This window comes from Pseudomonas sp. NPDC008258 (assembly GCF_042956345.1).
Taxonomy (GTDB): domain Bacteria; phylum Pseudomonadota; class Gammaproteobacteria; order Pseudomonadales; family Pseudomonadaceae; genus Aquipseudomonas.
Genome location: NZ_JBIBGE010000007.1, coordinates 176,966 through 196,828 on the forward strand (window position 1 = coordinate 176,966; position 19,863 = coordinate 196,828).

At 58.2% G+C, this 19,863-nt stretch carries 23 protein-coding genes; all 23 read left to right on the forward strand.

The features are described from left to right. On the forward strand, positions 1 to 2,052 hold the full coding sequence (locus tag ACFY9W_RS08090) for an EscV/YscV/HrcV family type III secretion system export apparatus protein (protein WP_391128146.1): 2,052 nt from the start codon (positions 1 to 3) through the stop codon (positions 2,050 to 2,052). Between the two features lie 11 nt (positions 2,053 to 2,063). Continuing rightward, positions 2,064 to 3,353, forward strand: coding sequence for a type III secretion system ATPase SctN (gene sctN, locus ACFY9W_RS08095; RefSeq protein ID WP_391128149.1), 1,290 nt, complete (start codon positions 2,064 to 2,066; stop codon positions 3,351 to 3,353). Next, positions 3,337 to 3,792: a hypothetical protein gene (locus ACFY9W_RS08100; RefSeq protein ID WP_391128152.1), complete on the forward strand. Its 456-nt coding sequence runs from the start codon at positions 3,337 to 3,339 to the stop codon at positions 3,790 to 3,792. The genes sctN and ACFY9W_RS08100 overlap by 17 nt, the downstream gene beginning before the upstream one ends. Then, positions 3,789 to 4,727: a hypothetical protein gene (locus ACFY9W_RS08105; protein ID WP_391128154.1), complete on the forward strand. Its 939-nt coding sequence runs from the start codon at positions 3,789 to 3,791 to the stop codon at positions 4,725 to 4,727. The genes ACFY9W_RS08100 and ACFY9W_RS08105 overlap by 4 nt, the downstream gene beginning before the upstream one ends. Then, positions 4,724 to 5,632, forward strand: a complete 909-nt coding sequence (locus ACFY9W_RS08110; RefSeq protein ID WP_391128157.1) for a FliM/FliN family flagellar motor switch protein — start codon at positions 4,724 to 4,726, stop codon at positions 5,630 to 5,632. The genes ACFY9W_RS08105 and ACFY9W_RS08110 overlap by 4 nt, the downstream gene beginning before the upstream one ends. After that, a complete protein-coding gene (locus ACFY9W_RS08115) occupies positions 5,625 to 6,287 on the forward strand; it encodes an EscR/YscR/HrcR family type III secretion system export apparatus protein (protein ID WP_391128160.1) in 663 nt (220 codons plus the stop codon). The genes ACFY9W_RS08110 and ACFY9W_RS08115 overlap by 8 nt, the downstream gene beginning before the upstream one ends. A 9-nt stretch (positions 6,288 to 6,296) precedes the next feature. Then, positions 6,297 to 6,551, forward strand: a complete 255-nt coding sequence (locus ACFY9W_RS08120) for an EscS/YscS/HrcS family type III secretion system export apparatus protein (protein ID WP_016711568.1) — start codon at positions 6,297 to 6,299, stop codon at positions 6,549 to 6,551. A 6-nt stretch (positions 6,552 to 6,557) separates the two neighbouring features. Beyond that, positions 6,558 to 7,337: a type III secretion system export apparatus subunit SctT gene (sctT, locus tag ACFY9W_RS08125; protein WP_391128163.1), complete on the forward strand. Its 780-nt coding sequence runs from the start codon at positions 6,558 to 6,560 to the stop codon at positions 7,335 to 7,337. Position 7,338: 1 nt separating this feature from the next. Continuing rightward, on the forward strand, positions 7,339 to 8,370 hold the full coding sequence (locus ACFY9W_RS08130; RefSeq protein WP_391128165.1) for an EscU/YscU/HrcU family type III secretion system export apparatus switch protein: 1,032 nt from the start codon (positions 7,339 to 7,341) through the stop codon (positions 8,368 to 8,370). A gap of 136 nt (positions 8,371 to 8,506) precedes the next feature. Next, the gene (gene sicA / locus ACFY9W_RS08135; RefSeq protein ID WP_391128168.1) at positions 8,507 to 9,004 is read left to right on the forward strand and encodes a type III secretion system translocator chaperone SicA; all 498 of its coding nucleotides are present in this window, start codon (positions 8,507 to 8,509) and stop codon (positions 9,002 to 9,004) included. 272 nt (positions 9,005 to 9,276) lie between these two features. Continuing rightward, positions 9,277 to 10,761 carry a type III secretion system translocon subunit SctE gene (gene sctE, locus ACFY9W_RS08140; RefSeq protein ID WP_391128259.1) on the forward strand — a complete coding sequence of 495 codons (1,485 nt, stop codon included), beginning with the start codon at positions 9,277 to 9,279 and terminating at the stop codon, positions 10,759 to 10,761. A 24-nt stretch (positions 10,762 to 10,785) separates the two neighbouring features. Then, the gene (locus ACFY9W_RS08145; RefSeq protein WP_391128171.1) at positions 10,786 to 11,919 is read left to right on the forward strand and encodes an IpaC/SipC family type III secretion system effector; all 1,134 of its coding nucleotides are present in this window, start codon (positions 10,786 to 10,788) and stop codon (positions 11,917 to 11,919) included. A 14-nt stretch (positions 11,920 to 11,933) separates the two neighbouring features. Further along, entirely contained in the window at positions 11,934 to 13,049 is a 1,116-nt protein-coding gene (locus ACFY9W_RS08150) for an IpaD/SipD/SspD family type III secretion system needle tip protein (RefSeq protein ID WP_391128175.1), read from the forward strand. Continuing rightward, a complete protein-coding gene (locus ACFY9W_RS08155; RefSeq protein WP_391128178.1) occupies positions 13,042 to 13,305 on the forward strand; it encodes a phosphopantetheine-binding protein in 264 nt (87 codons plus the stop codon). The genes ACFY9W_RS08150 and ACFY9W_RS08155 overlap by 8 nt, the downstream gene beginning before the upstream one ends. 265 nt (positions 13,306 to 13,570) lie before the next feature. Next, complete coding sequence (locus ACFY9W_RS08160; RefSeq protein ID WP_391128181.1) at positions 13,571 to 14,344, forward strand: winged helix-turn-helix domain-containing protein; 774 nt, start codon at positions 13,571 to 13,573, stop codon at positions 14,342 to 14,344. A 165-nt stretch (positions 14,345 to 14,509) separates the two neighbouring features. Continuing rightward, positions 14,510 to 15,676: a PrgH/EprH family type III secretion apparatus protein gene (locus ACFY9W_RS08165; protein WP_391128184.1), complete on the forward strand. Its 1,167-nt coding sequence runs from the start codon at positions 14,510 to 14,512 to the stop codon at positions 15,674 to 15,676. 16 nt (positions 15,677 to 15,692) lie between these two features. After that, positions 15,693 to 15,953, forward strand: coding sequence for an EscF/YscF/HrpA family type III secretion system needle major subunit (locus ACFY9W_RS08170; RefSeq protein WP_391128188.1), 261 nt, complete (start codon positions 15,693 to 15,695; stop codon positions 15,951 to 15,953). Between the two features lie 60 nt (positions 15,954 to 16,013). Continuing rightward, positions 16,014 to 16,322 (forward strand): type III secretion system inner rod subunit SctI, encoded by a 309-nt coding sequence (sctI, locus tag ACFY9W_RS08175; protein ID WP_391128191.1) that lies wholly within the window; start codon positions 16,014 to 16,016, stop codon positions 16,320 to 16,322. Further along, positions 16,319 to 17,041, forward strand: a complete 723-nt coding sequence (locus ACFY9W_RS08180; RefSeq protein WP_391128194.1) for an EscJ/YscJ/HrcJ family type III secretion inner membrane ring protein — start codon at positions 16,319 to 16,321, stop codon at positions 17,039 to 17,041. The genes sctI and ACFY9W_RS08180 overlap by 4 nt, the downstream gene beginning before the upstream one ends. Further along, the gene (locus ACFY9W_RS08185) at positions 17,025 to 17,597 is read left to right on the forward strand and encodes a hypothetical protein (protein WP_391128197.1); all 573 of its coding nucleotides are present in this window, start codon (positions 17,025 to 17,027) and stop codon (positions 17,595 to 17,597) included. The genes ACFY9W_RS08180 and ACFY9W_RS08185 overlap by 17 nt, the downstream gene beginning before the upstream one ends. 22 nt (positions 17,598 to 17,619) lie before the next feature. Then, positions 17,620 to 18,288, forward strand: coding sequence for an oxygen-regulated invasion protein OrgB (locus ACFY9W_RS08190; RefSeq protein ID WP_391128200.1), 669 nt, complete (start codon positions 17,620 to 17,622; stop codon positions 18,286 to 18,288). After that, positions 18,278 to 18,724: a hypothetical protein gene (locus ACFY9W_RS08195; protein ID WP_391128203.1), complete on the forward strand. Its 447-nt coding sequence runs from the start codon at positions 18,278 to 18,280 to the stop codon at positions 18,722 to 18,724. Before ACFY9W_RS08190 ends, ACFY9W_RS08195 begins: the two co-directional genes overlap by 11 nt. A gap of 755 nt (positions 18,725 to 19,479) precedes the next feature. Beyond that, the gene (locus ACFY9W_RS08200; protein WP_391128206.1) at positions 19,480 to 19,851 is read left to right on the forward strand and encodes a hypothetical protein; all 372 of its coding nucleotides are present in this window, start codon (positions 19,480 to 19,482) and stop codon (positions 19,849 to 19,851) included. Positions 19,852 to 19,863 lie beyond the last annotated feature (12 nt).

Consider the following 19,863-nt stretch of genomic DNA (forward strand, 5'->3'; position numbering starts at 1 on the left):
ATGCTCGACAAATTCTTGCGCAGTGTCATTTCTCGACCGGAGCTGCTGATCCTGACGCTGATGGTGATGATCATCGCCATGCTGATCATTCCATTGCCGACGCCGCTGGTGGATTTTCTGATCGGTCTGAACATCGTCATTGCGATCCTGGTCTTCATGGGCTCGTTCTACATTGAACGGATCCTGAGTTTTTCCACCTTTCCGGCGCTGTTGTTGATTACCACATTGTTCCGTCTGGCGTTATCGATCAGTACCAGTCGGCTTATCCTGGTGCAGGCAGATGCCGGTGAGATCATCGCGTCTTTCGGTGAGTTTGTGATTGGCGACAGCCTGGTGGTGGGCTTCGTGATCTTCGCGATCGTCACCATCGTGCAGTTCATCGTCATAACCAAGGGGTCCGAGCGCGTAGCGGAAGTGGCTGCGCGCTTCTCCCTCGATGGCATGCCGGGCAAGCAGATGAGTATCGACGGCGATCTCAAGGCCGGTGTCATCGATGCCAAGGAGGCCCGAGAGCGGCGCAGTACGCTCGAGCGCGAAAGCCAGTTGTATGGATCCTTCGATGGCGCCATGAAGTTCATCAAGGGCGATGCGATCGCCGGGATCATCATCATTTTCGTCAACTTCCTCGGGGGGATCGCAATCGGTGTCGGGCAACTGGGAATGGACATGTCCGAGGCGCTGTCGACCTACACGTTGCTGACAATCGGTGACGGCCTGGTAGCGCAGATTCCCGCGCTGTTGATCGCCATCGGTGCGGGCTTCATCGTGACCCGTGTCAACGGAGACGAGGCCAACCTGGGGCGCAACATGATGACCCAACTGCTGGGGCATCCTTTTGTGCTGGGTATTACTGCCTTTCTGGCCATCGGTGTGGCGACGCTCCCAGGGTTCCCGGCTGTGGTGTTTCTGATCATCGCCAGTGCGCTGGTGGGGTTGCTGTTCTTTCGCCACCGGCTGGAGAAAAAAACCTTGGGTGCTGCCTCCGTTGCGCCTGTGGCGGGTGAAGAGGGAAGTACCGAAAGCGAATTGGGCCTGATCGAGAACGTCGACGACATGGCCACCGAAACCGTCGCCTTGATGCTGCTGGTGCCAACCACGCGCGTAGAAGAACTGCGCGCGGCCAGATTATGTGAGCGCTTTCGTAGCCAGTTCTTTATCGATTACGGCATCCGGATCCCGGAACCCCGATTGCGCGGTGCAGACGCACTGCCATTGGGGCAAGTCGCGGTATTGATCAACGAGGTCCGTGCCGACCAGTTCGATATTCACTTCGATCTGCTACGTGTTGTCGACTACAAGCCGGAGCTTGAGCATCTTGGTCTGTACCTGACCACCGGTGTCGATAGCAACAAGCAAACCAGCGTATGGGTGCGCAGCACCGAGCGCGAAAAACTGCAGCAGCTGGGGCATCAGTTGCGCCCGGCGTTTGACGAATTCTACCGCTGCCTGGTGACCCTGCTGGCGCGCAACATTTCGGAGTTTTTCGGGGTGCAGGAGACCAAGGCCCTGCTTGACGAGATGGAAGCGCGCTACCCGGACCTGGTCAAGGAAGTCTATCGCCATGCCACGGTGCAGAAAGTCTCTGAGCTGTTGCAGCGCCTGGTTGCCGAGCGCATTTCGGTGCGCAACATGAAACTCATCCTTGAAACGTTTGCCCATTGGGCCATGCGCGAGAAAGACGTGATTGCCTTGGTCGAGCACGTGCGCGGCGGCCTGGCGCGCTACATCAGCAATAAATTCGCCAACGGCAACGATCTGCGCGTGTTGCTGCTCTCGCCGGAGTTCGAGGACGTGGTGCGCAAGGGCATACGTCAGACCTCTGGCGGTAGTTTCCTCAACCTGGAGCCATCGGCCTGCGAAGAGCTTATGGACCGCCTGGCCGTCGGGCTCGACAGCCTGCACATCCCTCAGAAAGACATGGTCATCCTGGCCTCGGTGGATGTGCGGCGCTACATCAAGAAACTGATTGAAGGGCGTTTTCGGGAGCTGGACGTGGTTTCGTATGGCGAGCTTTCCGACGCCATTTCAGTGAGTGTGATCAAGACTCTTTAGGAGGGTGATCAATGAACCGGGCATTGTTGGAGCGCCGTGCTGCCCACCCGCTGCGGTTGAATGGCCCACTGCTTGAAGCGGCACTGCACGGTGTGGTCATCGGCGAAGTGTGCGAGGTGCGAGGCGACTGGCGGGACACTGCAGTGAGCGCTCGAGCACAAGTGATCGGCTTCAGCCCTGATGCGGTATTGCTCAGCTTGCTGGGTGAAGCGCGAGGGTTGTCCCGTGAATCACTGGTCGTGCCGACCGGTGCCTTGCTCAGCCTGCATTGCAGCGCTGCCATGCTCGGCAGCGTGATCGACCCACAGGGGCGCATAGTCGAACGGTTGGCGCCCGGCGATGCATTCGAAGGTCGCGACTGCCCGGTGGATGCTGCGCCTCCCGCCTACAACCAGCGTCGTCCGGTGAGCCAGCCGATGGCCACCGGCGTAAGGGCGATCGATGGCCTGCTCACGTGCGGCATAGGCCAGCGCATCGGCATTTTTGCGGCGGCGGGATCAGGCAAGACTTCATTGATGAACATGCTGATCGGCCACAGCGAAGCGGATGTGTTCGTGATCGGGTTGATCGGTGAGCGGGGGCGGGAGGTTACCGAGTTTGTCGAAACGTTGCGCCATTCGGAAAAATGCACCCGGTGCGTGGTGGTGTACGCGACGTCGGACTTCTCCTCGATCGACCGCTGCAATGCAGCGTTACAGGCAACGGCAATCGCTGAGTATTTCCGTGATCAAGGCCGGCAAGTGGTGCTGATGCTTGACTCCATGACCCGCTATGCCCGCGCCCGCCGCGACCTTGCGCTGGCGGCGGGGGAAGCACCGGCGCGGCGCGGTTATCCCGCTTCGGTATTCGACTCCCTGCCGCGTTTGCTGGAGCGCCCTGGCGTGACCGCCAACGGGAGCATTACCGCGTTCTACACCGTGTTGCTGGAAAGCGACGATGAACCTGACCCCATTGCCGAGGAAATTCGCTCCATCCTCGACGGGCATGTCTACCTGAGCCGCACGTTGGCCGCCAGCGGTCATTTCCCGGCAATCGATGTGCTGCGCAGCGCCAGCCGGGTGGCGCATCAGGTCACCGGGCAGGATGTTCAGCAACTGGCAGCCAGGGCCCGCAAGGTCTTGGCCCGCATCGAAGAGCTTCAGGTATTGATTGATCTGGGGGAATACCGGGCAGGGGAAAATGCCGCTAACGATCAGGCCATGGCCTGTCGCGAAGCGTTAATGGCGTGGCTTTGCCAGGACTTGAGTGAGGGCTGTGCACCTCAGGTCGCGCTTGAGAGCCTGCATGGTCTGCTTGGCTGATGCCCGGCGCCTGCTGGCGTTCAGCGATCACCGCCAGCGTGAGTGTCAGCGAGGGCTTGATAAGGCCTTGCGCGCATTGGTTCCGCTTGAGCAGGAGCTGCAAGCGATAGAGCAGCAGGCTCATGGGCTCAATGAGCTTTTGATCAGTCAGCGTCCCGAGAATCAACGATTGAGCCATGCGCAGTTACTGGCGCTGTTGCGGCGTCAGGCGGTGATTCGGCGGCAGATCGGCAACCTGGCGTTGGAGCGCACCCGCGTGATGGACCAGCACCTGGAGGCGGCTAAAAGAGTCGAGCGTTTGCAACGGCACCGCAAGGCTTTGCAGCGCAAGCATTTGAAGTACCGGACTCTGGAGCAACGCTTGCTGGGCGAGCGCCGTTCACGTCAGTGGCGCCAGGAAGAAAATGACATTGAAGAACTATTGGTGAATTGGAAATGAGCACAGTGAGACCTCCTGCAGCGGCGGTTCGTCTGGACAGAGATCTTTTACTCAGCGATGAACCCGGCGACCAAGACCTTACGCAGGTTACCGAAGACCGTCATGCACTGGACGAGTTGCCGCAGGGGGCGCTTGTGTTGTTGACGCAATTGCAGCCACTGCGCGAGCCCCCGCTGAAGCTGTCGCTGGCAGCGCTGCACGCGGAGGCTGAGTCCAGGTTGGCCAAAGTACCTGTGGATCAGATGATGTATTCATCCAGCAAGCAGCCGCCCGGGCCGTCATCGCCGGCACAGGTTGACGCTCGGCTACCGCCAGCTACCCGTTTTCCGGTCGCCACACCCGGCCAGGCTGTCGTCGATGGGGCGCCCCGGCAGCAAGCGCCTTTGTCGTCCACCCGATCACCGGCCGCGATGCCGGCACAAGTGGCTGATCAGGCCGCTGCTGTCAGTGCCTATCGGGCCGCCGATCAAGCTGTCGCCGACACGCTGGCCAAGCAGGAAGCCCCTCAAGCATTACTCGCGCAACCGTTGCCTGTGCCGGAAAAGTCATTGCACCTGAACCACGCAACGCGACTGCGGGTGCCCGCCAAACCGACCCCTGAAGCGAAGTCGGTGCCTGAAGCCAGCACGGCCAGCCAGGCCAGGAACTACCTTCAGGTGCCGTTCAGCAAAGGTGATGCTGTAGGCCTGATCACGGTCAGCAAGGCGGGGCCCGAGCGCCCCGAACAGTTACTGCTCAACCCAAGCAGTGCCTTGGTTTTCAGTCATTTGAGCGACAACCTGGCGCAAGCGCCGGACCCGCGCTGGCGTTTGACTGATCAGCAGGGGCATGACACCCGTCACGGTCATGAGCAGGGGCGTCCGGATGAGGAGGCCGAAGAGCAGAGCGGTCAGGCGTTTCGAGACAGAGGTAAGCGGGGAGGCCAGCAGACGTGACCTCCACTCTGTTGTTGCGACGCGTTGTGCCCCTGGATCATGAGCGGCGCCTTGCGGTGGCCCGCTGGCAGCGTGAGGGGCACCTGGTGCGGTTGAGCCAGCCGTCGCCACAGACACGTTACATCGCCTTCCGGGCACAAGGTTGCCACGGTATCTGGCAAGGCATGATCGGGGCCCACGCGTGGCTGCAAGCGGTGGGTCCGCAATGGTTCCAATGGCTGCATCAGGAGGGCGCGGACCAGGCGGTTCTGGATCTGTTCTCGGCGGTGAGCCGGCCCGTCGAAATCGCGCCCGACCTGCTGGACTACCAGCGCCTGGTTGACTTCAGGCTCATTCAGGGGGCGGCCCTGCAAGGGGCTTGCCTGCCCTGCATTTCAACCCCCCAGAGCGACCTGTGGGTCATCGAAGGGCCGAGCCAACGCAATGCGCCGCCGCGCCCATTACAGGCCTGGTTGCAGGCAGTGCCGCAAGTTCTGCGAGTCGTGCTCGGCAACAGCGAGCTGGCCCGATTGCCATCCCGGCAACTGGCGAGGGGCGATGTGCTGGTCATCGCCGCGCAAACCCGACAACTCTTCATGGCCGACCTGTGTGTCGGCCAGTTCACCTTTGGCAAGGAAGGTCTGCACATGCAACTCACTCCCCCGGATAGCCTATCGCCGAGCGCTCCCTGCGTACTGTCGGAGCTGCCGGTCAAACTTGAATTCGTGCTGGGCGAACTCACCCTGAGCATGGCGGCGCTCAACGAGATTATCGAGCGGCAGGTGCTGCCCCTTGAGCCTACTGCCGCAGGTAACGTGGAAGTGCGTGTCGGTGGCAAGTGTATTGCCCTGGGGGAGCTGGTCCAGCTTGGCGATCGCCTGGGTGTCGAACTGCGTGAGGTTGGTCGGGGCCTGGGTCATGAATGACATTTCAATGATCGGGCTGCTGGCAGTGGCTTCGTTGCTGCCATTCCTGATTGCCGCGGGCACCTGTTACATCAAGTTCTCGATCGTGTTCGTCATCGTGCGTAACGCCCTGGGCTTGCAGCAGGTGCCCTCGAACATGACCCTCAACGCCGTTGCGCTGTTACTCGCGATGTTCGTCATGAGCCCCGTGGTGCATCAAGGCTATGACTACTACAAGGAGAACCGAGTGGCGTTCACCAGCGTCGATGCGGTGGTGGATTTCCTCGATAACGGGCTGGGCAGCTACCGCGAATACCTGATCAGGTACACCGACCCGGACCTGGCACAGTTCTTCGAGCGGGCACAGATCGCACGCGAAGACCCCAGGGCCGCCGATGTCGAGCCCGATGAGACGCTGGAACCCTCGTTGTTCGCGTTGCTGCCAGCCTATGCACTGAGTGAAATCAAGGCCGCCTTCAAGATTGGTTTCTACCTGTATCTGCCCTTCGTCATCGTCGATCTGGTGGTCTCCAGTATCTTGCTTGCCCTGGGCATGATGATGATGAGCCCGGTGATCATCTCCGTACCGATCAAGCTGGTGCTGTTCGTTGCGCTGGATGGCTGGTCCCTGCTTTCTACCGGGCTGGTTGGGCAATACCTTTCCCTGGCTCAATGAGACGCCGCGATGAATGACCTGGTGTTTGCCGGCAACAAAACCTTGTACCTGATACTGATCCTGGTGGCCTGGCCGATCATCGTCGCCACGCTGGTGGGGTTGCTTATCGGTCTGTTTCAGACCGTGACCCAGCTTCAGGAGCAAACCTTGCCTTTCGGCTTCAAACTGCTGGCGGTGTCCATCTGCCTGTTCCTGCTTTCTGGCTGGTACGGCGAGACGTTGCTGGGTTTCAGCCGGGAAGTGATGCGTCTGGCCCTGAAGTGAATCGCGATGAATGTAAGCCTTTTTTTCGACCTGCATGGCTGGCTGGCCGGTGCGGTGATTTGCTTCGCTCGCCTGGCACCGGTGTTTTTCATGTTGCCGTTTCTTAACAGTCGCGCGCTCACCGGGGCACCGCGAAACGCCGTGATCGTGCTGGTTGGCATGGCGCTCTGGCCTTATACCGCTGGCACGTTACCCCGTCTGGACTCGCTTGGCTTCTACGGGTTGTTGATGCGAGAGGCCGGTGTGGGCGTGATTCTCGGTTGCCTGTTGTCCTGGCCGTTCTGGGTGTTGCACGCCATGGGCAACCTGATCGATAACCAGCGCGGCGCGATGCTCAGCAGCACGGTCGACCCGGCCAACGGCGACGACACCTCGGAGTTGGCCAATTTTCTCCAGCTGTTCGCGGCGGTGATCTACCTGGAGGGCGGGGGCATGAAGTTGCTGGTGGAAACCCTGAGCCGCAGCTACCAACTCTGCTCGCCGGTACTCGGCTGCGAAATGGCGATCCAGCCGTTGCTCGGGTTGCTCGATCCGTTGATCAGCAAAACACTGATGATCAGCGCACCGGTGGTGGCGACCTTGTTGCTGACCGAGGCGCTGCTCGGCCTGCTGGCGCGTTTTGCGCCGCAAATGAACGCGTTTTCGGTGTCGCTCACTGTCAAGGGCGCCATCGCGTTACTGGTGTTGATCCTGTATTTCAGTGCACACCTGCCGGACGAAATCCTGCGCATGGCCACCCAGCCGGGTCAGTTTGTGGACTGGGTCTTCGTGCCCGAGGCCCGCTGAGATGTCCAGCGCCTCGAAAACCGAAAAACCCACGGCCAAGAAGCGTCGCGACGCGGCGAAAAAGGGCCAGACCTTCAAGGCCAAGGATCTCTCCAGTTCCTGCCTGATGCTCTGCGCGATCATCTATCTGGCGAGCAACGCCAGCCTGCTGGAGGTGATGGAGGTGTATCGACGCATCATCGCTTCAGGCTTCGCCGCCGATCAGCAGCGTTATGCTGCCGAACTCGGGGTGCTGATGCTCAAGGTCGTGGCCCCGCTGATCGTTGTGTGCTTTCTCGCCAGCGCCTTGCCCACGTTGTTGCAGACCGGCCTGGCCATCGCCAGCGAGGCGCTGAAGCTGAACTTCGGCGCACTGAACCCGGTTAACGGGTTCAAAAAGCTGTTCAGCCTCAGAACACTGAAGGATACCGTCAAGGCCCTGTTGTATCTGGGTAGTTTCGTGGTCGCATTCTGGATGGTCTGGCTGACCCAGCGGCATTTACTGTTTGCACAACTCCATGCGCAACCTGTCGACCTGTTTCCCATCTGGGCTCATTTGCTGCTGGTGCTGGTGCTGGCTTTTCTGGGCTGCATATTGCTGGTCGTCATGCTCGACGCGTTGTGTGAGTACTGGCTGTACATCAAGGACCTGAAGATGGACAAGCAGTCGGTCAAGCGCGAGCACAAAGAGCAGGAAGGCAACCCGGAAATCAAGGGGCGGCGGCGCGAGTTGCATCAGGAGCTGTTATCCGAACAGGTCAAATCCGACATTCGTGGTTCGCGAGTGATTGTCGCCAATCCCACACACATCGCCGTAGGGATCTACTTCCGCCCGGACGTCACGGTGATGCCGTTCATCTCACTGATGGAAACCAACCAGCGGGCACTGGCCGTGCGCAAGTACGCGGCTGAAGTAGGCGTGCCGGTGATCAGTGACATCGCCCTGGCCAGGCGCATTTTCAAGACCCATCAGCGCTACACCTTCATCCAGATGCAGGAAATCGAAAGCGTTCTGCGCCTGCTGGTCTGGCTCGAGCAGGTCGAGCAGGCCTGACTGGCTCGCTGCGGAACCGCTTGCAGGTATGAGCGACTCACCCACACCACGATGAGCGTTTTGTGACGGCGCCCCTTGCCTTCAACTGGCTCAATAGCCTGGTCAGCACCGCTGAAGAAACATTCAGGAGCAAGTCATGAGTCGTCGTAAACACACAGAGCACGAAGAGGACCGGATTGCCGAGCAGGTGATGAAAGCCGTCCTTGATGGAGCATCGCTCAAGGATCTGCGCGGCGTGAGTACCGAGCAAATGGATAGCCTCTACGCCTTTGCCTATGAGTTCTATGAGCAGGGGCGCCTGGACGATGCGGAAAAATTTTTCCATTTCCTCTGCATCTACGACTTCTACAACGCGCAGTACTGGATGGGTTTGGCGGCGGTGCATCAGCTCAAGCGGAACTATCAGAAAGCGGTTGATCTGTACGCCGTGGCGTTTGCCCAGGGCAAGCATGATTACCGCCCGATGCTCTATACCGGCCAATGCCAGCTTGCGCTGGGGAAAGCCGGCAAGGCCAAGCTGTGTTTTGAGTATGTCATCGAGCGCGTTCAGGAGCCGGCAATGCGCGAGCAGGCCCAGGCTTACCTGACTGCGTTGAACAATGTCGACGCTGACCATTCGGAGGAACAGTTGTAATGGATATCAGGGCCTTGTACTCACGCATATCCCCAGAAGCGCTGGCCCGTCAGGCAGGCAAGGAAAACTATGCGGACGCTGCGGGTAAAGCGGCCAACACCAAGGCCTATCAGCGCGCCGCCGATACGGCACTGGCAAACCTGCAAGGTGTGAGCTACGCCGCTCAGTCGCAAGGTGGTAATGCTGCTGCCCTGGGCAGGCCGATTCTGGCGGTGCCATCACCAGGTGCCGAGCGTGCGAAACAGGGTTCTGCAGATGCGTTTACCTTGCTGATGGCCTCGCTCATCAACTTGCTGGGTGATGTCAGCATGGAGACGCTCAAGTCGCGTATGGAAATCCTCAAGTCTGCAGCCAAAGCCAGTGCTGATGGCAACAAGGCGTTGTCAGACAGTTATCTGAGTGCGCTGGCGGAGCTGGAAGCGGCTGTCGCCGCTGCAAGCAGCTCCGAAGAGGAGCTCGCGAAGGCCAAGGCTAACGTCGACAGCGCACAAAGGGCGCTGGCCGAAGCTGAAGCGGCTCTGGGGAAAACCAAACCGGGTACTCCCGAACATGCCAAAGCCCTGGCGGCCCGCGATCAGGCGCAAGGCAATTTGGCCGGCGCCCAAACACAACTGAGCCAAGCCAGTCTGGCGCATCACGCCGCAGTCAAGGTGGCGGGTGAGGCTGGCAAAAAGGCCGAGGCTCAGGCCAGGTTGGTGGAAAGCGCGGGGCTGGGCGACAAGCCGGTGCTCGATGGCATCAAGAATCAGCTGAACGCGGCTGCGACCATGGTGCTGCTGATGGCACGTTTTGCAGCGTTGATGGGCGAAAGCGCAGAAACCAAGATTGAAGCGGAGCAGGAGCTGTTCCGCAGCATGCAGGCGGCGCGTCAGGAGTACATGGAGAAAAAGTCCGAAGAGTACCTGGAGCAAGTACGTAAAGCCGAAGCTGCCAGCAAGACGGCGGGATGTATCGGCAAGATTCTGGGCGCGGTGCTGACCGTGGTCAGTGTTGTCGGGGCTGCCTTCACGGGTGGCGCCAGCCTGGCTCTGGCTGCTGTCGGTGTGGGCTTGATGGCCGCAGACATGCTGGTCAAGCAGTTGACGGGGGTGTCGTTCATGGAGCAGGCCATGAAGCCGCTGATGGACAACCTCCTCAGCCCGATGATTCAGGCCATCGGTAAGGGGATTACGGACCTTCTGAAAAAGGCCGGCATTGACGCGGCGTCGGCCGAGATGGCCGGCATGATCATGGGCGCGATCGTTGGCGCCGTGGCCATGGTCGCGGTACTGGTGGTTGTCGCGGTCGTTGGCAAGTCCGCTGCGGGGCGGGTCGCCAGTGCGATGGGCAATATGTTCGGCAAATTGGCCAACGAGATGGCGCCACAAATGCTCAAGCAAGCCGCGCGGGCGGTCAGCAATGGTTTCTCCAGCGTCATGACCAAGGCCCGTGCCAGCATCGGTCTCAAGTCGGATCCCAACTCCCTGGGTATGTATGCATCACGCCTGGCGGCTTCGGTGGCGGTCGTGGAGGCGGGCGGTGTCGCTGCCCAGTCCGCGATGGAAATCAAGTCCGGCATTCACCAGCGCAACGCGGCGCAACACCTGGCCGATCTCGAGTTCGCCAAGGTTATTTCCGAAGAGCTGAAAAACCATCTGAGCGATATGGTCCAGCTCTTCGATCAGTCCATGAAGGCCAAGGATGACGCCATCAAGAAAGCCTTCAGCATCCAGGACAGTATCAACAGCAGCAGCCTGAGCATGGCACGCAACATCTAGTTCAATTCAACAGGGTTGGAACTCATGGATTTTTCGATCAATAGCCGCGCCACCTCGGGGATCAACCGTCAGGTTGCAGAAGTGGCAGGCAAGGTCATCGTCGAACACAAGCTACCGATGTCGGTCAGTGGTATCAGTGGGCGGCTCGATGCACAGGTGTTGATGCCGCAGCACACGCAGGTTGTCGCAGCGATGACGCCTCAGCAGTTGAACCGTCACCTGGACACCTCAGGGTTCAGCGAGAGCGAAAGCCAGGCGATGATGGCGTTGTTTCTGGCCACTGTGGTCCAGCAGGAGAAAGCAGGGCCCGAGGGCGCAGAAGAAGACCCGGTGCGGGACCTGATGGCGTTCGACCCCGGCGCGTGGGAAAAGCACATTGGTGTGTTGGTGGCGGCAATCGTCGCGGTCAACATTGCACGCAAATCGAGTGCTGAACTGAGCGGCAAGTTCACCCAGATGGCCTATGAAGCCGCCGTCGCGCAAGGCGTTGCGATCATGGCGGGTGGCCAGGCCGCGATGTGGGCGGCGGTCAGTGGTGCGGTGGTTGCCGCCACCATGTCCGTTACCGGTGCCACGTTGTCCTTGCGTGGGCAGAGCCAGAAACACACTGATATCAAGACCAACAAGATGGATGCGGCGAAGTTTGATGCGCAAGCCCAGCAGATGCGCGTTGACTTGAAAACCCGGCCGGCCGCCATGACTGCGTCGGGCCCAAAACAGGTGAAGGGTATCAATGCCAAGGGCGAGCTCGCAACGGTGGAGCTGCAAGGCGGCAGCGGCAAGCTTGACCCGAGCGAGCGGGCATCGCTTGAGTCGAACATCCGTGAGGCGGTTGCCCAGGCCAAGGATGCGCGCATGAAAAGCGCGCTGCAGGCGAAAACCTACGAGCGCAACCTGACTGTGGGCGGTGCCATCAGTTCCATGGCGATGATGACCAGCTCCGGGTTGTCCGCCATCCTGCGTTTGCAAGAGTATTCCCAGCGCCAGAGCGAGGTGCTGCACCAGTCCGGGCAGAGCCTGAACAAGGCGGTCAGCGATGCTGCCAACCAGAGTGTCAATGAAGATACGGCGCTGGTCGGCAAAATGCTCGATGCCATCCAGCAGTTGGTCGACAGCCGCGGTTCCACCATCAACAGCATCGCCTCTGCGCGCGCCTGATCAGGAGTTGAGCCATGCCGATTGTTATCAGTTCCTCTCCCACCATTTCGCGGCCTGTTGCTCAGCTGGCGAATGAAGAAGTTCGCACCCATGAGGTCGAACATCGTCCGCTCCCGTCGACAACTGAACGCCTGACGCAGTCGGTGGTGGCCCGGTTAGTCGCCCTCAATACCCGCCTCGCCGAAACAGGTACCGCAGTGAAGGCGTTATTTCTGCCCTCCTTTGCCGGTCTCGTAGACCCCGCGGCCGACGGGAAGGTTTTGCGGGAGTACTTCAAAGAGCGTCTTGCAGGGGGCGCCAGGACGGAGCAATCCTTACGAAAGGTGCTCGAAAAAATGGAGGCCAGTAAGGTTCAGTGGCATTTGCTGGAAATCGATGTCTGTAAGCTGGCAAGCCTTGCACTGCCTGCTATCACCAACATCCCGCAGTGGAATGATGAAACGCTCAGAAAGCTAGGCGATTTACCCCATGCGCCAGAAGGTATTCGCAATGCCTTGAACCCGCTCAGTGGCAGCCCCGATTTTTTTGAACAGCTGCTGGCGATGATCGGTTTTATCAAGGGCGAATACCTGGCGATCTACGAGGCGCTGCTGACCAAGTACTCGGAATTTTACAAAGAGTTCAATGAAACCATCATGGCGAAGATGGGGGACTGGATAAAAGGCAAATCGGACGGCAAGGAGGTCGAAATAAGCGCGGAACTGTCCGAGGCTTTAAAAGCATTGCGCGACAAGTATCGGAAAGCCCCGGATGGCGTCCTCTATCCTGCTTCCGATACGGGAACTGCGACAAAGGAAGAAGCACAGAAGTGGGCCAAGGCCATGGGGTTGCCTGCTTCGTGTGTACAGCCTGACGGCAAGGGTGGCTATCGCGTGATGATGGACTTGTCGCCGCTGGACGCCATGATTGCAGCGACGCCCGACCGTACGGTGACCTGGGATACCGCCAAGTTTCAAGCCTGGCAAACCGGATTCAACAGCTTGGAAGGTGATTTGAAAAACCAGTTGCAGTTGTTCACTACCAAGTATGGTAATGCCAACTCGTACCACGAAAATTTCAACAAGATTCTCTCCGCGCAATTGAGCCAGTATGCAGAGCTGCTCAAAGCCATAGCGAACGGAATTGGCTGACAAGATGAAGCTTGAAATAGAAGCCATCATCATCGCGATTCTTGCCGATAAACTCGTGGTCGACGTCGAGGCCGTTACCCCAAATGCCCGCTTGGTGGAGGACCTCGGTGCGGATTCGTTGAATTTTCTGGATATCACGCTGGATATCAACCAAATCCTGGATATTGAACTGCCTTCAGAGGGGTTGGCACGTATACGCATGGTCGGCGATCTACATCGCTTGGTCCATCAGGCAATCGCTCAGGCATTGGTCTGATCCCTCCCTGAAAACTACGCGCCCATCAGGGCGCGTAGTTCTTTCGCGGCGAAATTTCCAGGATATACGCCGCGCGGCTTACGTCGGCTATTCAGTGGTAAATATTCACCCTGGGTGGTGTGGATTAATCTCTGAGTTGTTATGGCGAAATCCCAAATATCGTAAAGAGCTGTTTCCCTATAGTTGATCACTCCAGCCGAGGCGCGGGTTCACATTAGCCAATGCCACGGTCTGGCCAATGCACAAAGGAGGGGTAAATTGCGGTATGGGATGGGGCACTGATCAATCGTCAAGCCGGTCATTTGTTTTCGACCAATGGATTTTGCAGGGAGATGGCTTACTTCTGCATGACGGTAACGGACTACATCTTCCACCCAAAGAGCTACATGTATTGCGGCTACTCTTGGAGGCGGCGGGTTCGCTGGTTCCCAAGGGCTGGCTGCTCGATCAGGTATGGCCCAACTGCGATGTGGCCGAGGAGTCGCTTACCCGCTGCATTTATGCGTTGCGCAAATTGCTGGGGCGTGAAAATGACTACATCAAGACGGTCTATGGCAAAGGCTATCGTTTTGCAGGTGGGGTCGTCGAGCGAGTCGCTACGCCATCCTCGCCCTCATCGGTGCCCTCGTTATTGGTCTTGCCGTTGTGGGCGCAGGATCAGGCGTGCGGCCTGGAAGTCCAGTGTGAAGTGGTTCGCCGGCTGGCCGCCGCATTCGGTGAAAGCCTGTGTGTGATACCAGCGGGGCTGACAGCCAATGCCCAGTCTTCTGAAGACTGGCTGTCGATAGTTGAGCGAATGTCGCCTGATTTTTATCTCTGTATTCGTTGTATTTCCCGGGCAGGCTGTGGAGTGTTGTCGATCGAGTTGGCTCGAGGTCGCAACCATGCGCTGCTGCATGGTGAAACGCTGGTGGCATGCGGCGGATGGGAACAAGCATTGCCGCGCCTGGTTTCTCTGGTGGCGCAGCGTCTGCAATCGAGTCCCAGGAAGTGGTGTAACTCATCACGGCTCTGGTCACCGGGTTTGCCGTTTGGTTAATACCGGCAGCCAGCTTGGTTTGTGGGCGCTCCTGGTCGGACATTGAGCGTTGGTACCGGTTTTTCCTCATAGTTTGATCAGGATTGATTGCCGGTCACTCCCTATCATTGATTGCACGTCGAAGCGTTAGGCGCTTTTCCTATTGGTAGACCGGGGGTGAGCAGCATGCAGGACTCCCCTGCAACGCAATATGTCCTGAGGGTGTTCAGTGGTCCGCTACAGGGTTGCGAATTTGATCTGGCGCAGCAGCGTACTCTTTTCGTCGTGGGCTCCGAGGCAACGTTTTGCTCAATCGAGCACCCGCTGAGTGTTCCGGAAGATGCGATCTACATTCCGCTGGAGTGCGGTGGGGGCAACTTTGAGGTACTGCTTGGCGACGATGACGGCTCGGGGTGTGTGGTGCGTATCCTGGGGGACGAAGGTGCGGTTGAGCGCCCCCTCCCATTCCAGTCACTGGAAAATATATCGGGGTTGTCAATCGCTGTGCGCCCGTTTGATGAGGTGTGGCAGAGCGAGTTGTTGGTACGGGGGCCGGCTGTGCTTGCAGAGTCTGAGCCGGCTCGGGTGCCAAGTACCGTCTCGCGGCGGGTGGCTATCGGAGCCATGTTTGCGATGCTGGTTGGTGTGGCGATGTTCGGTTGGTATGCCTCGCGACCCACGCCTGTGTCAAGTGTCGAGGCGCTGATCGCCGGGGGCAATAGCAGCATGGTCGTGGTGCATGGCCGCGACCGTGCGATTTATGTTTTCGCTGACTCCGAGCGCGATGCCGGGTGGGGGAGGCAGGTATTGGTGCGTAACGGGTACTCGGCGACTCAGGTGATGACCACATACGACGAGCGCCGGCGCCTGGAGAGTCTGGTATCGAGCCTGGCGCCGCACCTTGCCTATCACCGTATGGATCTCAGCGATCCGCTTGTCCCCCGATTGTTGATCAGTCGCCAACGCAGCGTGCTGACGCCCGAGTTGCAGCGCCGCCTCGAAGCCTCGCTGGGCGCAGTCGCGCCCTACGCTCGCGAAATAAAGATTGTGCGTAGTGACGACAACGAGCTGTTGCATCTGGCCGAGCAAGGCTTGCAACGCTTGGCACTGCTCTTTACTCGGCACAAGCATGCTGACGGCGTGACCTTTACGGTCGAAGGCACGCTTGAGGACGCTGAGTTACAAGCCCTGGGTGACTTTGTTGCGGCATTCGGTCGGCAGTGGGGTGAGCGATATGTTCATTTCGCAATCGAGCTCAAGGATGACTGGCGCAAGGGTAAGTCGTTCCAGTACGGCCCTCAGGGCTACATCAAGATGACGCCGTCATCCTGGTACTTTCCTAAACCCCTTTGATAATGACGGGTGCTATATGATTGGAGTTTCAAATCCCATTGAGTTTCATGATGATTTCCTGGGCCGGCAGGCTCAGAGCTTCGAAGACGGCGCCACCGGTCTCAAAACCAAACTCGATGAGGCACTGGCCGCATTGCATGAAGATGCCTCCGACCCCACGCTTTTGGCGGCCTATCAGGCTGCGTTCTCTTCGTACAACGTTTTCCGTAACGTTGCGACCAATACGATCAAGGGCTTCAAGGAAATTGATACGGCGATAGTGTCCGCCGCACGTTAAGTCCCGTGGTCCTTCTCGGCGGGCAGGTAAGCCCGTCGGGTACTTTTTGCGAGTGTTCCCATGTCTGTTTCTTCTTTGGCTTCAGTGAACCTGAGTTCGCTTCGCATGGCCGAATTGGCGCGCCCCGAGCCTGGCGCGGTGGTTTCCCTGGAGGGCCGTTTGATCGAGCATTTCGCCAGCACCGCTGTGGATACCGAGCGTGATCACGCAAGGATCAATGCCATGCTGACGCGCCCGGATATCACCAACCCCGAAGTTTTGAGCGAATTGCAGTTGCTCACGGCGCAGTACAACATCGATGTCTCCTTACTCAACGTCCTGGTCCGTAAAACGGTGACCACGGCCGAAACCTTGTTACGTTCGTCATGAAGTTATATGGCTGTCTTGTGCTGTTCTGTCTGCTGCTGGTCGGCTGTCGTCAGCCGAGTTTGCTTGAGGGCCTTGACCAGCAGCAGGTCAATGAAGTGATTTCGGTGCTGCAGCGCAACAACATTACTGCGACCAAGGTGGATAAAGGCAAGACCGGCTACTCGGTGCTTATCGCACCAGCGGACTTCGCGGCGGCGGTCGATCTGTTGGCCTTGTATTCACTGCCCTCCAGGCCGCGTGTCGAAATTGCTCAGATGTTTCCTGCCGACTCCCTGGTCGCTTCGCCGCGAGCCGAAAAGGCGCGTCTGTACAGTGCGTTGGAGCAGCGCCTGGAGCAGTCGTTGAACACCCTGGAGGGTGTGGTTTCGGCGCGGGTGCATGTGAGTTACGACCTGGAAACCGGAGAAAGCGGTCGCAAGGCCGCGCCCATCCATCTCTCGGCGTTGGCGGTGTATGAGCGTGATAGCGAGCCACAGTTGCTGGTCAACGATATCAAGCGTTTTCTCAAGAACAGTTTCTCGGCCGTGGACTACGACCATATCTCGGTGGTTTTGTCCAAGCGGGCTTCCATTCAGCATGCTGCCCCTTACGTGCAACCTCGCGCTTCCGAGTTCACCTGGCTCTATGGGATTTTCGTCCTGGGCATTCTGGCTGCGGTAGCGTATGCGGTCATGCTCTACCGTAAGCCGAAAGAGGTCGAACATGCCCCGCGCAACTGAAGCGCTGCGCGCCATCCTGCATCAGCCGCTGGACTATCTGCACCCGCACCGAGGTGTTGTGCCAGCGCTGTTAGAAGAGCCGGCGGCCCGGGCGCTGCTGAACCAATCGTTGCTAAGGGGGTTGGCACTCGGTTGCCCAGACCCGCAGCAGATCGAGCGCAATCCATGGACCGATTGCTGGGTCGCGTATTGGCAGCAGTTGCCCGCCGTCGCCCGCCTCATGGGGGCGCACCTGATGTGGCCGCAGTTGGCTCGCGGGGCGCGTATGCGTGAACTCGATGTGCCGGCAAGAGCTTTTGCCCGTATCGACCTGGGCACTCGGCCGACGGTTGCGGTCAGCGAATCAGATGGGCTTGAGCAATCGCTCGGCGCTGTGGGGCTCGCTGCTTTGGCAGCCTGGCATCAACACATCCCGGAGGCGCTTATGCAGCGTCTGTTCTTGCAGTTCTCGCCGCGCGTGGTCGAGTTGCAGCAAACCTTGCCGCGACTGGCACCGAACCCATCACTTTTTACCCTGGCGGTACAACATGCTCGAATCCATCAGAACGCTTGTTGATGTTCCGGCCACGGATGCCCTCTTGCTGAAGCATGAAGAGCGGGCAGCTGAGCGTGATCGCCGGTTGTTGATGCAGCAAGCCCGCGAGCGGGCCAAGTCGTGTGTGGCGCAAGCGCAACAAGAGGCTGACATTGTTCGGGCGAACGCCTTTCAGGACGGTTACTCCCAGGGGGTGCTGCAAGCCGCTGCTGACCTGAGCGGGCTTTTGCTGCGGTCGCGGCTGATGGCGAGCGCACTGCAGGCTGAACTGGTACAGGCTGCCCGATCGTTGCTGGGGGATGTGCTGATGGATGAACGACTGCTCGATGCGCTGCTGCAGCGTTGGCAGGATGAATGGGCAGGCCAGGGCCGGGAGCAGCTGCAGATTATCCTGCCGCTGCGGTGCAAGGCCCAGCAGGTGGCGCTGAAGAGCAAGTTGCAGGGCTTGGGTGTCGAGCGTGTGGATATCCGTTTCCATGACCAGGAACGCTACCTGTTTCGCCTGGCGGATCAGGTGGTGGAGCTGGACATCGGCGCCACCCAGGAGCGCCTGACTCCGCGCCTGATCGGCCAACTCAAGCAGTTACCGGAAAGCGTGCGCCAGCTTGATGAAGCGTCGAAGAACATTTTGGTCAGTTGGGCCGCTGACCTGAACAAGGAGGGCGCAAGCCCAAAGCCTATTTTTGAATCGGATATCAGGGATGAACATTGACCGCTATTCGCTGGCGGGTCCCGGTCAGGCCTTGACCGGAGGCACCCAGACGGTTGTGCCCCTGAACCAGCGCATTGAACTTCAGGGTGCGGAAAACCTTAGTGATCCGGACCCAGATTTTGCCGAGTTCTACGACGCGTTCATGACGTGGATAGAATCCACGGCTCCCTCGCCGAGCGGTATCCAGGGTTACTTGAAACAATACGCTAATGCCGGTGGCGAGCTACCCTATAAAACGACGCAGAAACAAATGGGTGTGTTGACGCAGGTGTTGGTGCGCATGAAAGAGCAGGGCTTGGAGGGAGGGGAGACGTACAAGGCGGTCAGAACTGCGCTGGTATCGGTTGCATCGGCCAATATGTTCTTCAAGGATTTCATGCAGGAGGTGTTCAAGCCCTCTGAGGATGAAGACAGTCGTGAAAATGGCAGTTGGTAATTGTATGTTCGTGTTTTAAGTGGGCGAGAAACTGTCTGGATTCAGTAGGAAGGCACATTCTACAAGATGTTCAAGCGGTTGCATGACAGGTTAAGGAGCTGATTGGTCTAGATACTTGATGTATCAACTTAAACGGCAGTGAGGCAACCCGAGCCTCCGGCGCAAGAATCGGCGTACTACGTATTTGGATGCAGTCAAGGAGGGGTGACAACAAAAACCCATAGGGCAAGTGGCAGCATAGCACTAGAGAAGCGCTGATGCCGCCGTGATACTACATTTCTACTGGTAGGCAAGCGCTGGGCAATGCCATTACCTGATTGGCCTGCTGCACAGGCGAGAATCATCTCCGCACACCAGCGAGCATCTCGCGCGTCTCTGCGGAGTTTGATGCGGTGAAGCAGTTGCGATTATTCAGTTTCGAAAAGGGTAACGACGGATGTTGGTTGACCAATTTCGGTGCCTCTGGACAGTAAGTTTCTACAGATTCTGGATTAGATTTTTTGCAGTATTTTGGAAGATTTACGCTAACGTAAGCAGGTGTGTCAAAGTTAGGAGGTTAGCAATTTTTTACCGTTTTTAATGAAAGGTCGTTTTTTGAAAGCCTTCCTAATTTCTATCAAGTTAAATTCATTGTCGATTTTTTAGGGGGGGGTCATGGGCGGGGATTTATCGTCGAGCCAATTTTTTAGGTAACTTAACTTATGATATGCGATCCATTGTCGTTCTCTCAAAATGTTCACCATGAACTTAGTTCGTTGGTTCGTGATGCATTGAGCGAGTTGGGAGTTTCTGACCAGTTGCTGCACGGTTTTGACTCTCATTCAACCATCGCCATTGATATGCTTGAAGAGCTATCTATTAATGTTTCGTTGATCGACGACCGGCTATTTATTTGGTCATTCATCCCGATAAGTGAAGAGTTGCTGATAGGCAATGCCAGGCGCATCATGCCCGTCATCACAACGCTAATTGAATACCTTGAGACAGGGCACTTAACATTAGGTAAGTGTAGTGATGGCTACGAATTAAAAGCGTTGGTGAATCCGTGTGCATTAGTTGAAAAGAAGTTAGGTGAGGTCATTTTAGGGTTTCATGGTGCACTAGAAGTTATATGTGGCTGCCAATGAAGATGGAGGGTG

What these genes read in the sequence shown, in the direction of transcription:
- ACFY9W_RS08195 (WP_391128203.1), top strand. Translation starts at nt 18,278, where the DNA reads ATGAACATTGACCGCTATTCGCTGGCGGGTCCCGGTCAGGCCTTGACC.
- ACFY9W_RS08150 (WP_391128175.1), top strand. Translation starts at nt 11,934, where the DNA reads ATGCCGATTGTTATCAGTTCCTCTCCCACCATTTCGCGGCCTGTTGCT.
- ACFY9W_RS08145 (WP_391128171.1), top strand. Translation starts at nt 10,786, where the DNA reads ATGGATTTTTCGATCAATAGCCGCGCCACCTCGGGGATCAACCGTCAG.
- sctT (WP_391128163.1), top strand. Translation starts at nt 6,558, where the DNA reads ATGAATGTAAGCCTTTTTTTCGACCTGCATGGCTGGCTGGCCGGTGCG.
- sicA (WP_391128168.1), top strand. Translation starts at nt 8,507, where the DNA reads ATGAGTCGTCGTAAACACACAGAGCACGAAGAGGACCGGATTGCCGAG.
- sctE (WP_391128259.1), top strand. Translation starts at nt 9,277, where the DNA reads ATGGCCTCGCTCATCAACTTGCTGGGTGATGTCAGCATGGAGACGCTC.
- ACFY9W_RS08115 (WP_391128160.1), top strand. Translation starts at nt 5,625, where the DNA reads ATGAATGACATTTCAATGATCGGGCTGCTGGCAGTGGCTTCGTTGCTG.
- ACFY9W_RS08120 (WP_016711568.1), top strand. Translation starts at nt 6,297, where the DNA reads ATGAATGACCTGGTGTTTGCCGGCAACAAAACCTTGTACCTGATACTG.
- ACFY9W_RS08100 (WP_391128152.1), top strand. Translation starts at nt 3,337, where the DNA reads ATGGTCTGCTTGGCTGATGCCCGGCGCCTGCTGGCGTTCAGCGATCAC.
- ACFY9W_RS08090 (WP_391128146.1), top strand. Translation starts at nt 1, where the DNA reads ATGCTCGACAAATTCTTGCGCAGTGTCATTTCTCGACCGGAGCTGCTG.
- ACFY9W_RS08170 (WP_391128188.1), top strand. Translation starts at nt 15,693, where the DNA reads ATGATTGGAGTTTCAAATCCCATTGAGTTTCATGATGATTTCCTGGGC.
- ACFY9W_RS08130 (WP_391128165.1), top strand. Translation starts at nt 7,339, where the DNA reads ATGTCCAGCGCCTCGAAAACCGAAAAACCCACGGCCAAGAAGCGTCGC.
- ACFY9W_RS08185 (WP_391128197.1), top strand. Translation starts at nt 17,025, where the DNA reads ATGCCCCGCGCAACTGAAGCGCTGCGCGCCATCCTGCATCAGCCGCTG.
- ACFY9W_RS08165 (WP_391128184.1), top strand. Translation starts at nt 14,510, where the DNA reads ATGCAGGACTCCCCTGCAACGCAATATGTCCTGAGGGTGTTCAGTGGT.
- ACFY9W_RS08160 (WP_391128181.1), top strand. Translation starts at nt 13,571, where the DNA reads ATGGGATGGGGCACTGATCAATCGTCAAGCCGGTCATTTGTTTTCGAC.
- sctI (WP_391128191.1), top strand. Translation starts at nt 16,014, where the DNA reads ATGTCTGTTTCTTCTTTGGCTTCAGTGAACCTGAGTTCGCTTCGCATG.
- ACFY9W_RS08105 (WP_391128154.1), top strand. Translation starts at nt 3,789, where the DNA reads ATGAGCACAGTGAGACCTCCTGCAGCGGCGGTTCGTCTGGACAGAGAT.
- sctN (WP_391128149.1), top strand. Translation starts at nt 2,064, where the DNA reads ATGAACCGGGCATTGTTGGAGCGCCGTGCTGCCCACCCGCTGCGGTTG.
- ACFY9W_RS08180 (WP_391128194.1), top strand. Translation starts at nt 16,319, where the DNA reads ATGAAGTTATATGGCTGTCTTGTGCTGTTCTGTCTGCTGCTGGTCGGC.